The organism is Ruminococcus sp., from assembly GCF_019423705.1.
Lineage (GTDB): Bacteria > Bacillota > Clostridia > Oscillospirales > Ruminococcaceae > Hominimerdicola.
The window spans coordinates 56,853-73,511 of sequence record NZ_JAHZAX010000008.1; the positions used below are offsets into that span (position 1 = coordinate 56,853).

Genomic DNA, 16,659 nt, shown 5'->3' on the forward strand with positions numbered 1-16,659 from the left:
ATACATCGCCGCAGGCGATACCTTCATTCCTCACTCCTCATTCCTCACTCCTCACTAACACAGAGCGAAGTCAAAGGTGCGTCTGTCCGTCCTTAAAAAGCCCAAGATGATCGTAAGCAAGCTGCGTCGCCACACGTCCCCTCGGGGTCTTTGAAAGGAAACCAAGCTGCATAAGGTACGGTTCGCAAACGTCCTCTATCGTGACAGCTTCCTCACCGATAGCCGCCGCAAGGGTCTCAAGTCCCACAGGGCCGCCGCCGTAGCCTTTTATTATCATCATAAGCAGCCGCTTGTCAAGTGAATCAAGTCCCAGCTTGTCAACGTCCATTCGGTTGAGGGCGATCTTTGCGATGTCGGAAGTTATCCTGCCGTCGCCCATAACCTCAGCGAAATCTCGCACACGCTTCAAAAAGCGGTTGGCTATTCTCGGCGTGCCTCTCGAACGCTTTGCTATCTCAGTCGCTCCGTCATCGTCGCAGGCAACCCCCAGCAGGATAGCCGAACGCTTTACGATATCCGTAAGCTGTTCGGTGTCGTAAAGCTCAAGCCGCTGGATAACGCCGAAACGATCCCTAAGAGGCGCAGAAAGCTGTCCGGCTCTCGTGGTCGCACCGATAAGAGTGAATTTGTTTAGCTCTATCCTTATTGACCTCGCCGCAGGGCCTTTGCCCATAATAATGTCCAGCGCATAGTCCTCAAGGGCAGGATAAAGCACCTCTTCTACCTGTCGTGAAAGGCGGTGTATCTCGTCGATAAAAAGCACATCGCCCTTTTCAAGGTTGGTGAGCAGCGCCGCCAGATCACCCGGCTTTTCGATAGCAGGCCCCGACGTGGTGCGGATATTTACGCCCATTTCGTGAGCGATGATTGTTGAAAGCGTGGTCTTTCCAAGACCCGGCGGGCCATAAAGCAGAACGTGATCGAGACTGTCGCCCCTGTTCTTCGCCGCCTGTATGTATATCTTGAGATTTTCCTTGACCTTGTCCTGTCCGATATATTCGTCAAGAGTTTTAGGCCGCAGGCTTACCTCGAAATCGTCCGTGGTCTCCGAAACGGTTTCTTTCGGTGTAACGATCCTGTCGATATCAAAATCGCCCTTTTCGATCATTTACGGAACGCTCCTTTCGATCTTTTACTTCGTGTATGTATTTTCAAAAATTCGTTGTATTCTAAACCATTTTATGCAGATATCAGAATTTTGCCAGCCCGATGAGCGCCTTTTTTATAAGCTCCTCAACGCTGAGGTTCGGGTCAAGCTTTGAGATAACCGACATAGCTTCCCCCTCGGAATAGCCAAGAACCACCAGCGCCGTGACAGCTTCCTCGACTGCGCCGCCCTGTACCGTGGTAAAGCCCTGAGCTGCTCCCCCACGAACGGAAATAGTGTTCTCCTTTGCCACCTTGTCTTTCAGCTCAAGCACTATCCTCTGAGCGGTCTTTGCGCCAATGCCCTTTATCTTTGTGAACGCTTTTGAATCGCCAGTCGCAACAGCCAGCGCAAATTGTGACGGCGTGCAGGACGAAAGTATTGCAAGACCTGCCTTTGGGCCAACGCCGCTTACTGAAATGAGCATACGGAAGCTTTGCAGCTCCTCCTGCGTGGCAAATCCGAACAGCTCAACAGCGTCCTCCCTTATGGCAAGGTGGGTGTAAAGCTTCGCCTCGCTTTTTCCCGCAAGCTGCTGCAAAGTGGAAAAAGTCGTCTTGCAGGCGTATCCCACACCTGCACATTCTATTACGGCAAGTCCGTTTTCAGTATGAACAAGCTTTCCGCTGAGTGAATATATCATATCTTTTCTCCTAGTATTATTACATATTTTTGAAATTATCAAACAATAAGTTTTCTCTACAAGCTGTTTGTATGTAGGGGCGAACAGCGTTCGCCCGTTAATTTGCATTTTTCGACAGGCTCTAGTCTATGTAATTACATATTCTTCATAATCTTTCGTGTATTCACCGACAGCCCATGAGTGATCGCAATGGCAACGGCGTCGGCGGTATCGTCGGGCTTTATAATGCTTTTTAGGTGAAGCATAGTCTTTGTCATTTCCTGCACCTGCTTTTTCTCAGCACGTCCATAGCCAACAATGGAGCACTTCACCTGCAGCGGCGTGTACTCGTATATGGGAATGCTGCGTATTATGGCAGGCAGCAAGGTAACTCCCCTCGCCTGCGCAACGTCGATAGCCGTCTTTTCATTGGTGTTGAAAAACAGCTTTTCAATGCCCATTTCATCGGGCTTGTATGTTTCGATTACCTCGGTCATATCGTCGTATATCACCTTGAGCCGCCTGTTGAAATCCATATCTGCGGCAGTCGTTATCGCTCCGAAATCCACCACGGAAAACTGTCCGCCTCTGTAATCCAGCACACCGAAGCCTACGATAGCATAACCGGGGTCGATACCCAATATCCTCACCAATGCGCCTCCCGTTCTGAGGACAGCTTATCGTCAGACAATACTATCCTATAATAACAATTAATTATACCACATTTTTCGCTTGATTGCAAGCAAAACGCCGAGTTTTCACCAGTTTGTCACAGGCTGAAATGTAGAAATGGCTTGTCCGAATATGCCGATTTTTAGCTAATCTGCCCACGGGTATTCCCATTAGTTCGCAGGACTTTTCGACCTTGACAGGAAAAATTATCGCACACTTTCGGTAAGCATACGCTAACAGAGAAAAATTTCGTACTCAAATATTACATCTTGGTTACATTTGAGTACGATTTTTTGTACATTCGTAACTTTGCTGTAATTTTCACCTTAAAAAGCAAAAAAATTGTCGAAATATTATTAAAATATCGCTATTCACTATTGATTTTTATAAACAGGTGTGTTAAAATATAAGAGTTGGATAAACCAATATTAAGAGTATATGAACATTTGTTTCTTTAATATATAGCCAAAGCCGTGGATTTATGGGCAGCTTCAACGATTATTGCTTTGTATGTTAAATGATTTTAACCAAATCGTTGAAATTCCTGCATTTTGCTTTTATTTTTCCTGCGGCTGTGGTATAATAATCTGAGCGTCGGCAATAGATGGCGAAGTGCGCCCGAGAGACAACAGGCCGACAATCTCGTTAAGGAGTGTGTAAACTTGGAGAAGTTTGTTATAAAGGGAGGCAAGCCGCTGCACGGAACTGTACAGATCAGCGGTGCGAAAAACGCTGCGGTGGCATTGGTCGCTGCAACTATCCTGTGCGACGAGCCTTGCGTTCTCGAGAATGTTCCCGAGATCAGCGATATCACTAAGTGTATGAAGATCCTTCGTGAAATGGGTGCGGAGGTCAAGCTTTTAGATAAAAATACTATTTATTTTGATACAAAGGGCATTGAAAAGCCCGAAGTGCCTTATGAGTTGGCAAGAACAATGCGTGCTTCCTGCTATTTCCTCGGAACATTGCTTGGAAGATTCCACGAAGCTTTCGTGCCAATGCCGGGCGGCTGCGATCTTGGCGACAGACCGATAGATCAGCACCTCAAGGCTTTCAAGGCGCTTGGCGCAACTGACGAGATCGTCAACGGCGCTAATCACGTCACCGCAAAAGAACTTGTGGGCAATCAGATATACTTTGACTTTGTTACAGTCGGCGCAACGATGAACGCTATTTTCGCTTCCGTCAAGGCAAAGGGCTTGACCATAATCGAAAACGCTGCGAAAGAGCCGCACATCGTTGACCTTGCCAACTTCCTTAACTCAATGGGCGCTGATATCAGAGGCGCAGGTACTGACGTTATCAAGATCAGAGGCGTTGATTACCTCAAGGGCGTGACTTATGCCACTATCCCCGATCAGATCGAGGCAGGCACTTATATGGTAGCCGCCGCCGCAACAAAGGGCGACGTTATCATCGCAAACGTTATCCCTAAGCACCTTGAATCTATCACGGCAAAGCTTCGCAAGGTTGGCGTGAATGTTGAGGAGAATGACGAGAGCGTACACGTTTGGGTGGACGGTCCGCTTATGAAAACTTCACTCAAAACAATGCCTCACCCCGGCTTCCCTACCGATATGCAGCCGCAGTTCTCAACGCTGCTGACGCTGGCGGAAGGCACGAGCATCGTTACTGACGATATTTTTGATAACAGATTCAGATATGTTGCAGAGCTGAGAAGAATGGGCGCTGACATTTCCGTTGACGGCAAGGTGGCCGTTATACAGGGCGTTGGAAAACTCAAGGGCGCACCGGTCGTTGCCACAGACTTGAGAGCAGGCGCAGCTATGGTGATCGCAGGTCTTGCGGCAGAGGGCACAACGGAAGTTGACAACATTTTCTATATTGAAAGAGGATATGAAAAGATAGACGAAAAGCTGAGAGGACTTGGCGCTGATATCCAGCGTGTTTACAAGCCCGACGCCAATGAAATGGAGCTCAGCGGTTGATAAATATTGAAAATTCTGCGGCGGCATATTATTTGCCGCCGTTTTTTACGGCGCAAAATTTGAACGGAGGTGCCCATTGAAGCTTTATATTTCCGACCTTGACGGCACTTTGCTCGATCAAAACGCAGAGGTGACGGACTTCACGAAAGAGACTTTGAACAGGCTCATAAAAAGCGGTCTGAACTTCACCGCCGCAACAGCAAGAACGCTGGCTTCCGCTGGAAAAATACTTTCGGGGCTGGAGCTTAAACTGCCCGTTATCCTTATGAACGGCGTGCTGATTTACGATATGTCAACGAAGAAATATGTGAAGATAAACAGCCTTTCAAAAGGCCTTTGCGACCTTGTTGTCGGCTTATCGCAAAAGCTCGGGCTAGAGCCATTTATGTATTCGGTATCGGACAACCAGCTTTCCACACGCTACCAACGGTTGATCTCCCCCGCTATGGAGCATTTTTACAATGAGCGCAGGGTAAAATATTACAAGTCATTCACAAAGGTCGCAGACCTTTCCGAACACACCGACAACGTGATATACTTCACTTTCATAGCCCCAAAGGACAAGCTTGCGCCACTTTATGAAGCTTTGAAGGACAACGAAAAGCTTAATATCACATACTATTACGACGTTTACGATCACGAACTTTGGTATCTTGAAGCCTTTTCGTCGGCGGCTTCAAAGGAGCAGGGCGTGCGTTATCTCCGTGAACATTACGGATTTGACGATATCACAGCTTTCGGCGACAACACCAACGATATCCCGATGTTTCGTGCTTCCGATCATTCAATTGCGGTGAAAAATGCCTGCAAGGAAGTTTTGGATTATGCTGACGAGATAATCGGTGCAAACACGGAAAACGGCGTTGTAAAGTATCTTCTGACATTATCTGATAATTTGGACACCATATAGAAAGGATAATTTATGGCAAGGATATATCCACTTTTTTCATCAAGCAAGGGCAATGCCACCTTTATCGGCAACCAAAACGGCGGTATCCTTATTGACGCAGGGGTAAGCTGCAAGCGCCTTTGCGACGCTTTGAAGCTCAACGATATCTCCCCCGAAGCCGTGCAGGGCATTTTCATCACCCACACCCATTCGGATCATATCGCAGGGCTAAAAGTTTTTACAAAGAAATACAATATCCCCGTTTATGCCCAGCAGACAAATCTTGAAATACTCTGCTCGGGTGATAAAATAAACTCCGCCTGCAAAATCGAAGCTGTTGACGGCGTTGAAATTGCGGTGGGCGATCACAAGATAAAGGCGTTCACAACCTTTCACGATACTCCAGCAAGCTGCGGTTATCAGATAACCACCCCCGATGACAAGCAAGTCTGCGTTTGCACAGACCTTGGCATTGTGACTGACGAAGTTAAAGCCAGCCTTGCGGGCTCTGACCTTGTGCTGCTTGAATCCAATTACGATGAAGCAATGCTGAAAAACGGCGCATATCCATACGATCTGAAAATGCGTATCGCCTCAGATCACGGACATCTTTCAAATGCCGACTGCGGCAAACAGCTTGGCGATCTTATGGAAAACGGCACCTGCAAATTTATCCTCGGACACCTCAGTCAAGAGAACAACACGCCTTTCCACGCAGAAAATTCAGCAGTGAAAGCCCTTGTGCAATACCGCAGGAACAGCGATTACATTTTACATATAGCAAAGCCCGAGGGCAACGGAATGGCGGTGGCATTTTGATAAAGATAAATCTTATAACAGTCGGCAAACTGAAAGAAAAATACTGGCGTGACGCAGCGGCGGAGTATTCAAAGCGCCTTGGTGCGTTCTGCAAGCTGGATATCGTTGAACTTAACGAATCACGCCTTTCGGACGACCCCTCAGAGAAAGAAAAGTCCGCAGCCCTTGAAGCAGAAGCAAAAATGATGAAAAACTATCTCGACACAAAGGGCGCATTCAACATCGCAATGTGCATTGAGGGCAAGCAGCTTTCGAGCGAAAAGCTTTCTCAAAAGCTCAGCGATTGCGGTCTCAACGGGTTCAGTACGGTGAATTTCATAATCGGCTCCTCATTCGGCATTGCCCCCGAGGTCAAATCAAGAGCGCATATGAAGCTTTCAATGTCCGAAATGACATTTCCCCATCAGCTTGCAAGAATAATGCTGCTGGAGCAGATATACAGGGCGTTTCAGATAAGCGCAAACACAAAATATCACAAATAAATCAATAAAGCAGAAGAAAGCCGCCTTGATCCCTCAAGACGGCTTTCAAAGCATCGGTTATTTGGCAGGCGTACAACTCTCCTGCGTTTCTCAAGGTTTCCCTTTGTCAGTACCAGCGGCGTGTGGACTGTACGAATTCCTCCACCTCAAATAACCTTTCTTATCTTACTCATATTATAACATATTTCACTCATTTGTCAACAAAAACCGCCGCACCCAGTTTCGGGTACGGCGGTCATTATTTTTCATCAAGACGTTTTGTTCTTGCTGTAATATTCCGTTTGCTTATCGTAAACGACCTTTGGCGTGTATCGCTTGATCGCCTTGTTGTTTACCGTTATGTTGAGCTCATCGACCCAGCTTGTTATCTTTGACTGGAAGTCGTCGCTCTTCATCTGCTGCAAAACGCTTTTGTGATTGTCGGTAGCATATTCCTGACTGCGCTTTGTAACGTCGCCCCTGATGATGATGTAATATGAAGTGTCGTCCTCATATGCGGAAGCCACGTCAACATCAAGCTTGTTAACTGCGGTGAGCAGCTTGCCGCTTGCGGTATCCTTCTGGCTGTCCTCAAGTGCGCCGTAATTGGTCATTGTCTCATTCGGATAAGGGTCAGACTCTGACGAAGAATCTGCATCTGCTGAACTTGAATCTGTATCAGCGGCACTATCGCTTGAATCCGAAAGCTCTGTGCTATCGACGGTGCTGTCAACGACTGACGAAGTATCGTCACTTGAAGCAGCGCTGGAGCTATCCGTATCTGCAACCGAAGAAGTGTCGTCAGAAGCAGTGGAAGAATCGCTGTCGGCTGCGGAAGATGAATCAGCCTTCTGAGCCTCAACATATGCGTTATACTCGTCTATAATGCTGTCGAAATCATCGAATGAAACGCCCTCGGCCTTGTCGAGAAACTCGTCTCTTGTAGCCTTAGCTGTATCGTCCTCAGAACTCTGAGAAGATGAATCCTCGGAAGAACTCTTTGCGACTGTGATAGTCTTGTATCTCACATAATTGTCCTCGATATACTTAACGATCTCGTCGTCAGCAACGGCTTCAACGCCGCCCTCTGCATAGTAATAATCAAAGATCTGATCTCTCATTTTTGAAGCCTTCTGCGCAAGCTTGATAGACTCCTTAGAGATACCCTCAGACTCATAGAAATCGCCCTGAGACTCCCAAGTGCTGTTCACGGTATCGTTGACAGACTTGAGGTCGTCGTCAGAAAGCTCAAGTCCAAGCTCGTTGAACTTATCAACAACGGCAGCGTACTCCTTAGTAGCTGTAAGTGCGTAATCAGAGAGATAATCTGCGAAGTCCTTGCCGTCGACCTTCTGATCGAAATAATCCTTTGTTATGCCGTCCTGATAATACATCATAGTCATCTGATATGACATTTCCGAGAGGACGTTATAAATATACACGCCTGCGTTGACCTTATCGTCGCCAGCTGTGAGTGCATAGCTGGTATCGGAGCAGCTTGTAAGCGTTCCTGCGCAGAGGAGAGCTGCTGTCAATGCGGCGGTAAACTTTTTAGCTTTACCCATTGTTTAAATCCAATTCCTTTCCAAATATAATGCCGACTTAGTGTCGCAAAATTCCACTTTAACTTTTATATTATACTACACTTTTCCCCACAAGTCAAGCTTTTTAATTCGGGATTCGCTGTACTTCTGGCGACCCTCATAGTAGCCCGAGGACTGGACAGGCGTTAAACCGTACACAGCATTAAACCGTACAGAGTGCGAAAAGTGAGGAGTTAGGAGTGAGGAATGATTGACAGGCGTTGGACGTTTGCATTTTGATTTGATTTTGGTTATGAATCTGTCAAATGTAGGGGAAAATTGTTGTTCGGCTATGCTCACAACAATTTGCATCCTCGACAGCCCATCGAAGCACGTTTGTCATAATTATTCAGAACGTTAAAGAATATGGCAATGTTATTTTTCTTGTCAATCAGGTAGGGGCGAACATCGTTCGCCCGTTTGGTAAACCGCATTGTATGTTTTTATTTCCAAATGTGCAACGGATGTCACGGGCGACCAAAGGTTGCCACTACAATTTTATTGTGCAATCCCACCAATTTTGAATATTACAATTTGTGCAAACAAATGATTTATATTTTAATTTGGCAACAATCCTGCAATTGTTGCATTTTTAATGCAACTTTTCGCCAGATTTTCGGGATAAGTAGAAAGACATTTGCAGAGTGGCAAGGGAAACGAGGGCAGCACCAAACAAAGATTGTGCGTAAGATGCGCCGTCAGATTTTTCGTCAGATAGTGCAGAAATTCCGCAGGCATACTTTATGTATGTCAAGGGATTTATGTGCTATATGACGGAAAATCTGCAAGCAGATTACGTGCAAAGCCGCTAGGCGGTCTTTGTTTGGTGCTGCCCTGTGGACGGGCGGTGATGGCTCCGAGGCGAAGAGTCGGCTGGCGCATCTAAGGACTTGCACCCAAATGTTGAGATGAGATCATAAACTTGCGTGTGCGCACAATTTTAAAGCGCAGCTTTGTGACGTAGTCTCCGCCCAGCAACTTGAAAATCAAATATTATCCACAATTGTGTAGCTATTTGTAAAATACTCAGAAAAGTTCATCGCAAACCCTTTATTATAGCTATCTAAAACGTTTAATGTTATATATTGGCTCGATTTGTTACGACTGAGTATGCATTATAATGTTCAAAAGCGCATATCGAAAAGTCGTTTCAATTACGAAACTTCTGTTCAGATTTTCAAAGTCCTATTTCCTATATTCACATTTTTTGCCCTGTAAAACTAATCATAACCCCGATTTGTACAATTTTATTCTTTTTAATAAAATACGAAAATTTCACGAAAAACTTTTGTGAAAACGTTTGAAAGCCTTTGACAAATTGTGCAAGATGTGCTATAATCAATAAGATGATAAACGAATACATATTGCGTACACAAAAATTACTCAAAGTGGATTTTTGTGTTTCGTCATTTTTGAGCGATAAATGTGTTTGTTTCGGACGGCACTAAACGCCCGTCGTACCATTTGCATTTGTATGAGGAGGGATCGGTTTGAAAAGGAAAAGAATAGGCGTTATACTTTCCGAGGTCGAATCTTATTATCAGACCCGTGTGCTCAACGGCATTATGGCCAAAGCTTTTCAGTTGAATTACGACGTTCTTATCTTCTCAAGCTTTGTAAAACAATCTTTTATCGCCAAATATGAGGACGGCGAAAAAAATATATACAATATCATAAATTACGATAAGCTGGACGCTGTCATCGTGCTGGGCGATACCATTAAAATTCCCGGTGCACTGGAGCAGATATGCAGCGATATCGAGACCAAGTTCAATGGTCCTGTGGTATTTCTTGACTATAAATATAAGGATTATACCACGGTCTATACTCAGGACGAGCTGCCTTTTATGCACCTCACCGAGCACCTTATTACCGAGCACGGCTGCAAGAAGATTATGTTCTTGAGCGGCGACCTTGAACAGGCTTCTACCCGTGAACGCCTTAAAGGCTATAAGCGTGCCCTCACTAAGCACGGCATTGAGATCGACGACGACCTTATCTGCTTTGACGGCGGTTTTTGGTATGACAAAGCTGCGGAAGTCGCTAACCATATCATTTACGGCAGACGTAAAAAGCCTGACGCTATCGTCTGCTGCGGCGACTATATGGCTATCGGCGTTATCCACGAGTATCAGAAAAACGGCTTCAAAGTCCCCGACGACATGATCGTTGTTGGCTATGACGCTATCGATGAAGCTATCGGCTGCGTGCCTGCGGTGACGTCTTATTTCCCGCCTCTTTTTGAAGCAGGCGAAAACTCTGTTATGACCGTTGATGCAATGATAAACGGCAAGGGCAAGCCCGAGCTTATTATCGGCGGCGGTAAGATCGAGATAGGCGGCTCTTGCGGCTGTCAAGAAGATTATACCTATACAAAGCGTGATTATCTCGACACGACCGTGAAGATAAAATATCACGATTTTCTCAACAGTAATATGATGGAAAATCTCGCCTGCGCAACTGACCCCGACAACCTTATGGCTTATGTCCAGTATTTTCTGTATCTGCTGGTGGACTGGAAGCGTTTTTATCTCTGCCTTAACGAAAACTGGCTTGACGCCGACAATGTTTTCGGCGATGAGGACAGTGAGCATAACGGCTACACCGACAATATGATACTGCGTGCAAGGGGCATTGACGGCGTGACGAGAACTCTCCACGAAGTTTTTGACAGGGGCGAACTTTTCCCCGGCCTTGATGAAGACCGTGGCGCACCAATGGCGTTTTTCTTTACGCCTATGCACTTTATAAAGCGCTGTCTCGGCTATACGGTGCTTTCTTATGGCAGCGAGCCGAAGTGTTTTGATATTACATACCGCAACTGGACAAAGCATATCAACAACGCCCTCGAGTCGATGAGGATACAAAATTCCATTGCGCTCCTTGCCGTTCGTGACGCTTTGACGGGCGTTTATTCGAGAATTGGCGTTGAGCGCAATATCAGACCTTTGCAGGAGAAAATGGAGAACAAGAAAAACAAGTTTTTCCTTCTTATCGGCGATGTTGACAGACTAAAGCATATCAATGATGTTTACGGTCACAATTGCGGCGATATCGCTATCAAGGCTGTTGCCGATGCTCTGACCGCTTCAATAAAGAACAACGAACTTTGCGCAAGGATCGGCGGCGATGAATTTGTGGTGCTGGGCTGCGGCGATTACTGGAAAGATTATCCCGAGCGCTTCTGCCAGCGTGTAAAAGAACGCCTTGATGTTTACAACAAATATTCCGACAATCAGTTTGAAGTGTCTGTATCATTGGGCGGAATATGCCGCAGGATAGACGATATCAAAGAACTTAAATCGGTTTTTGAAAGCGCAGATCAGGCGATGTATATGTCCAAAAGGGCAAAGCACGCCGAACGAAAATAACGCACCTTAACTTTTTACCATACAAAACCACAAAAGCTCTCACTATGAATTTCCATAGTGAGAGCTTTCTATTTGCATTTTCTGTTGGATTATTATTCGTAATCGCTTTTCAGCACGCTGCGTTTGTGCTTTTTCTCTTCATAAAGCAGCGTATCAGCGTGGCTGAGCAGTTCGCCGATCTCAAGGGTGTCCTTTGCGATAAATGGGTAAACGCCAACGCTTGTGTGGACGATAAAAGGCTTATTTACGCCGTGTTTGAGATTATATTCCATTGAAACATTTTCAATATGATCTCTCAGCGCAGGTATATCCACCTGCTTACCCATAAATGCGCACACAACGAACTCGTCGCCGCCGATACGTCCCACGATCTCGTTATTGCCGAAGGAACTTTTGAGTATCTCCGCTGCCGATATCAGCGCAAAGTCACCTTCCTCGTGACCGAACTTATCGTTTATGGTCTTGAGGCAGTCAAGGTCAGCAAAGACCATTATCGCCTGCGTGCCCTCGTTTTTCTCATCGCTGAGACGTTTACGGACTTCCTCAAAGAAACCACGCCTGTTAAAGCAGCCCGTAAGCTCGTCCTGCTTTGAAAGGTCGCTAAGAAGCTGGTTATTTTCCTTGATCTCAACAAGGCTCTTCTGAAGCTGGCGCTCGATGAACTTCTGCTGCTTCATAAGTGTAATGATCTTCAGCGCAGCGCAAAGCTGAACTGTTATGGACTGCAAATAATTGAAATACTCGTGCCTAAGTTCGCTGAAAAGTATTCCGTAATGCTCTTCATTTGAGAACAGCGGCGATACCACGATAGTGTATCGTCTGTCCTGCGGCAGAAATTTGTTTGCAAATATCTCTTTATACTTGACAGGCTGATCTTCCGGCGCAAGCTGTATAGCGTCGCCCCGATTGTGATAAGCCTTTAAGTAAACATACTCCGGCGGCTGCCAAGTGTCGGAAGCCTTGTTTGTCAGCGCAGGTTCAAAGCTGAACAGATAGCTTGAATCAAGGTGCAGCCTTGTGAGCTTATCCACCACCGTCTCATAAGCCCTGTCATCATAGGCGTCAAACACCAGCATATCACGGGTGATAGAATTTGTCTGCCAAGCGAGAAACTCGTTATCATCCAGCTTTTCCTTGCAACAGGCGGCATTTCGCTCTGCGATTATCTTGTATATCTGAATGAAGGTCTGATTTAAGATAAGGTGCTTGACAGGGTCTTTAAAGTGCATTATGAGCTTCTGATGAACAAATTCCGTTGCCGCATAGAGCAGATCGAAGTTCACATAGTCAAAGAAATCCTTGTCCGAAAGGTCGGCGAACATATCTATTATCCTGCTCTTCTCCTCATCGTTGGAAAGGTGTTCGTCGGTGGCGTATTTATCCAGCGCAAGTATAATGCGTCTGAACTTTTCACGCATAATGAGTGTGCAGTCGCTGGCACGATATTTCGAGAAGAGAAATTCGCACATCTGTTCCGCAAAGACTGCACTTCTGTCGCAGTCGCAGAAACCCATATCCCGTGGGCTGACGTTGCCTTGACAGCCGCAGGAATTTCGCCTTATGAGCGATGAAGGTATCTTATCATTCTGTATAGTCTTGTTTATAACATAGTTGCAGGCCCCAAGCACGGCGTTATAGCCGAGATCGGCAGGGTCTGCCTTGACAGTAGTAAGGTGCGGCGAAAGCTTTTCAGCGGCAGGGTCGTCGTCAAAGCCTGTAACGAGAATGTCCTTGCCAACACGAATGCCACGTTCTTCCATAGCCTTGTAGCCGCCGATAGCCATTTGATCGTTGGCAAAAACTATGCTGTCAAGATCGGGGTTGCGGTCGAGAAGATCGCCCACAACATCGTTTGAAAACTTCGAGAAATTGCCGTAAACTATCCTGTTATCGCTGGCTTCCAAATTATTTTCGGCAAGGGTATCTCTAAACACGCCCAGCCTTTCAACAGCGTCCTCGCTGGTTCTCGGGCCGCTGACGAAACCGATCTTCTTGCAGCCGTGGAACTTGATGAGGTGGTTTATCGCCTCACGCATACCTGTTTTATTATCCACCATTATGCAGGGATAGCCGTCGATATGGGCTGTCACCGTTATAACTGGAGTGTTGCCGAATTTTTTCAAAAATTGTGCTTTGTGTTCGCTGTCAAGGTGACTTCCCAAGGTGCCGATAAGGATTATAAGCACGTCAAAGCGGTTCATTGCCGCCATATCGAACAGCGTGTTATACTGATATTCATAGACGGTCCTAAGTGTGTCCGCATATTCGCCGTCAATATATCTTCCCGGAAATATGACCAGATCAGCGTCTGCCTGCTCCGCTCCGATCATTGCTCCCTCGCAGACTGCGTCGTCAAAGTCATCTTCAAGGTGGCTGACGAGAAGCCCGATCTTTATCCTCCTGCGCTTTGCAGCGTTGTTTTCCATAAAAACTTCCTCCGATTAATGCAATATAGCCCCAAACTTGCCTGTTTCATTCATCAGGTGTTTTTATCCCTCGTATTATTTTCTATGGTTTTTATCTGTTTATTTTTATATCCTTAACGCAGTCGGCAAGATCACAAGCGCCGTTTTTACTGCCGATCCCCCAGCCGTCGCCTGTTTGCAATGTGATATCGAACGAACAACGATCTGCGGTGATGTTCCCGCTGCCCATCATATCTCCAACGCCTGATACTGTGCCACCCTCGCAATATATCTTTATCACAGAGCTGTAAAGTGAACAATCCACCGCTCCGTTTCTTGTGCCGATACAGTTTATATTCTGGCCCTTCACAACGATATCCGCCCTGCCGTCACGCATTTCAATGCTTCCGCCGCTATTATGGAGCGTGCCGACAGCCGTAAGATTTCTGCCGGAAATGGTGCTGTCAAGTTTATAGTTTTTGATCTTTATGTTGCTTTCGCCATCAAGAGAGCCAACGCCCACCGCAACATCAGAAGACATTTTGATGTGGCAATAAAGGTTTTCAAGCATAAGCTCAGCCTTTCCGTGGAAGCTTCCGATACTAACGCAGCTATTTCCGCTTGCGTTTATATCTATTGCGCCGCTTTTTATCACAACGCCCTTTTCGCAGTTTCCACCGCCGATACCGATACAGTTTTCGCCGTTGGTCTTGACGTAAAGGTCGCCTGCCATAGCGATGACGATCCGTCCGCAGCTTTGCTTATGGGTCGTGCCGATGCCGTAGCAATCCAGCACTTCTGAGAACACTTCAAGGTCGCCCGAGCCGCTTATTTCAAGCTCAGCGCTTTCGGGAACGAGTATTCCACGCTTTGAAAGGCGGTTCTTTCCGCTACAAATGAGTTTGACCTTTGAACCGTTGCCCAGCCTTATGTCAGGCTGATCGTCCGGTGACTCGAAAGACACGTCTTTGAGCGTTATGGTGCAGTCGCTTCTATCCTTGACGGCGACAGTCATTGGCATACTTTTTTCCTTGCCGCCGAATAGCGTTACTCTGCCAGAGCCGATAAATATGGAAGAATACTTATCATGGCGAAGCTTTTCAAGGTCGATACAGTCGCCGTCAGCAGCGTGATATATCTTCTGACCTTCCGAAGCTTCCATACTGAACTGGATTATCTCGTCCTTGATATTGTCGGAAATGCCGTGAAGCAGCACAGGCTTTGGCTTTGAAACGTAATAGCCTTGGATAAGGTCAACGCCGAAGCCGATCATTGTCTGAAGTTCTTCCTTGGTCTCAACGCCCTCGGCAAGAGCTGTGCAGCCACTGGCATGTAGAAATTCGATGATCTTTGAGACGATCTTCTGCATTTTATGGTTCTTGTCGATACCTGTTACAAGTGAGCGGTCGATCTTGACGATCTCTGGCTCGTATCTCATAAGGTTCGATGTATTGGAATAACCTGTGCCGTAATCATCAATGGCAAGGTTCATATTGTTCTTGTCAAGCCGTGATCTTATTCTTTCAAGGTCACGGTCGCTTATCTCAGTCTGCTCGGTCATTTCGATTACGACCTTTTCAAGAAGCTCGCCGAAATCGTTCTCATACTCGCAAAAATCCTCTTCTGTTAGCATATGCGAGGAAATTGAGTTTATGAAAAGGCGCTTGTTTTCAAAATCCGACTGGTGCTTGCTGAGATATTTCAGCGTATTGCCGATAGTCGCCCTTTCGATATCGTAAAGTCTGCCGAAACGGCTTGCGGATTCAAGTATCTGCAAGGGGTTCAGCGAGATATCGCCCTTTGTGCGCATAAGCGCTTCATAAGCCACGATATCGCCTGTGGAAGCGCTTACGATCGGCTGAAAATGATATGTAAACAGGTTTTTATCAAGAAGTTCTGAAAAGGCCCTGATATCCTGTATCTCGTTTTTCTGCTTCGCATACTGTTCGGGAGTGAACACGCAGCTACCGCCTGCGCCCTTTGCCTTTGCCTCATAAAGTGCATAGCCTGCGGCGTGGATAAGGTCGCTTGGTGCGGCAAAACCGACGCTTATTCCTGCGGTGACAGTCATAGAATGATCCGCAAGGTCGTGAATGCCAAACTCATCGGCAAGGCAGCTATTTTCAACAGAGTGTTTTATGCTCTTTGCAAGCTGTTTAGGGTCGCCCTCAAAATCCGCCGCTGTTATCCAAAACTGCGCCGAAGAATGCTGCGAAAGCACGGCGTTTTCGGGCAGCACATTACACACCGCCGAAAGTATTGAATCAAGGCAGATATCAGCCTCGATGAGCTTTTCGTCACCCTCAAGCCTCACAAGTGCAAGAAGCGTTTTTTCGTCCGCCTTTGAGAGATATCCCATAAGTTCAGACTGGGCGACAACAGGTCTGCCGCAATCGTGCTGGATATGTATATGGCCTTTCGGGATATAGACAAAGCCTGCTGTTACGCCCTCAGGAGTATCAAGAAGCTTTGTTTCCAGAGGCATAACGAACCCTTTCTGCGAACGTGACAGCAGTTCAAGAACCTCTCTGAGCTTTTTGCAGTCGGGGCGCTCTTTCAGCCCGAACAGAGTTATGGCGTTATCGTCAACATAGGCAATGCCTGCGTTTTTATCCATAACAAAGCCGCCGATATTTTTCCACATAGCGCAGACTGCTTCCCACGCTTCGCCGAAATACTTATTCCATAATTTTTTATCTTCGCATTCTTTGATCATACTCACCGCAGGAAACTTCCTGCGC

At 46.5% G+C, this 16,659-nt stretch carries 11 protein-coding genes; 5 read left to right on the forward strand and 6 right to left on the reverse strand.

The genetic code is table 11. From position 1 onward, the window contains the following. Window positions 1-70: 70 nt before the first annotated feature. From ruvB to ruvC, 3 genes are all read right to left on the reverse strand, one after another. Window positions 71-1,108 carry a Holliday junction branch migration DNA helicase RuvB gene (gene ruvB / locus QZ371_RS07845; protein ID WP_295211470.1) on the reverse strand — a complete coding sequence of 346 codons (1,038 nt, stop codon included), beginning with the start codon at window positions 1,106-1,108 and terminating at the stop codon, window positions 71-73. Between the two features lie 82 nt (window positions 1,109-1,190). Further along, on the reverse strand, window positions 1,191-1,790 hold the full coding sequence (gene ruvA / locus QZ371_RS07850) for a Holliday junction branch migration protein RuvA (protein WP_295211473.1): 600 nt from the start codon (window positions 1,788-1,790) through the stop codon (window positions 1,191-1,193). Window positions 1,791-1,924: 134 nt separating this feature from the next. Next, complete coding sequence (ruvC, locus tag QZ371_RS07855) at window positions 1,925-2,419, reverse strand: crossover junction endodeoxyribonuclease RuvC (protein WP_295211475.1); 495 nt, start codon at window positions 2,417-2,419, stop codon at window positions 1,925-1,927. 684 nt (window positions 2,420-3,103) lie between these two features. Here ruvC and QZ371_RS07860 point away from each other — a divergent pair. From QZ371_RS07860 to rlmH, 4 genes are all read left to right on the forward strand, one after another. Further along, window positions 3,104-4,390 carry a UDP-N-acetylglucosamine 1-carboxyvinyltransferase gene (locus QZ371_RS07860; RefSeq protein ID WP_295211478.1) on the forward strand — a complete coding sequence of 429 codons (1,287 nt, stop codon included), beginning with the start codon at window positions 3,104-3,106 and terminating at the stop codon, window positions 4,388-4,390. A 76-nt stretch (window positions 4,391-4,466) separates the two neighbouring features. Further along, a complete protein-coding gene (locus QZ371_RS07865) occupies window positions 4,467-5,300 on the forward strand; it encodes an HAD family hydrolase (protein WP_295211481.1) in 834 nt (277 codons plus the stop codon). Between the two features lie 12 nt (window positions 5,301-5,312). After that, complete coding sequence (locus tag QZ371_RS07870; RefSeq protein WP_295211482.1) at window positions 5,313-6,098, forward strand: MBL fold metallo-hydrolase; 786 nt, start codon at window positions 5,313-5,315, stop codon at window positions 6,096-6,098. Continuing rightward, window positions 6,095-6,580, forward strand: coding sequence for a 23S rRNA (pseudouridine(1915)-N(3))-methyltransferase RlmH (gene rlmH / locus QZ371_RS07875; protein WP_295211483.1), 486 nt, complete (start codon window positions 6,095-6,097; stop codon window positions 6,578-6,580). Before QZ371_RS07870 ends, rlmH begins: the two co-directional genes overlap by 4 nt. Before the next feature lie 248 nt (window positions 6,581-6,828). Here the strand turns inward: rlmH and QZ371_RS07880 are convergent, their stop codons facing one another. Continuing rightward, the gene (locus tag QZ371_RS07880; RefSeq protein WP_295211485.1) at window positions 6,829-8,124 is read right to left on the reverse strand and encodes a hypothetical protein; all 1,296 of its coding nucleotides are present in this window, start codon (window positions 8,122-8,124) and stop codon (window positions 6,829-6,831) included. A gap of 1,508 nt (window positions 8,125-9,632) precedes the next feature. On the opposite strand from QZ371_RS07880, the gene QZ371_RS07885 reads away from it, so the two are divergent. After that, window positions 9,633-11,513, forward strand: a complete 1,881-nt coding sequence (locus QZ371_RS07885) for a GGDEF domain-containing protein (protein ID WP_295211487.1) — start codon at window positions 9,633-9,635, stop codon at window positions 11,511-11,513. A 92-nt stretch (window positions 11,514-11,605) separates the two neighbouring features. Here QZ371_RS07885 and QZ371_RS07890 read toward each other — a convergent pair whose 3' ends face one another. Then, window positions 11,606-13,939 (reverse strand): GGDEF domain-containing protein, encoded by a 2,334-nt coding sequence (locus QZ371_RS07890; RefSeq protein ID WP_295211488.1) that lies wholly within the window; start codon window positions 13,937-13,939, stop codon window positions 11,606-11,608. Window positions 13,940-14,030: 91 nt separating this feature from the next. Next, a complete protein-coding gene (locus tag QZ371_RS07895; protein WP_295211630.1) occupies window positions 14,031-16,634 on the reverse strand; it encodes a GGDEF domain-containing phosphodiesterase in 2,604 nt (867 codons plus the stop codon). Between the last annotated feature and the right edge of the window lie 25 nt (window positions 16,635-16,659).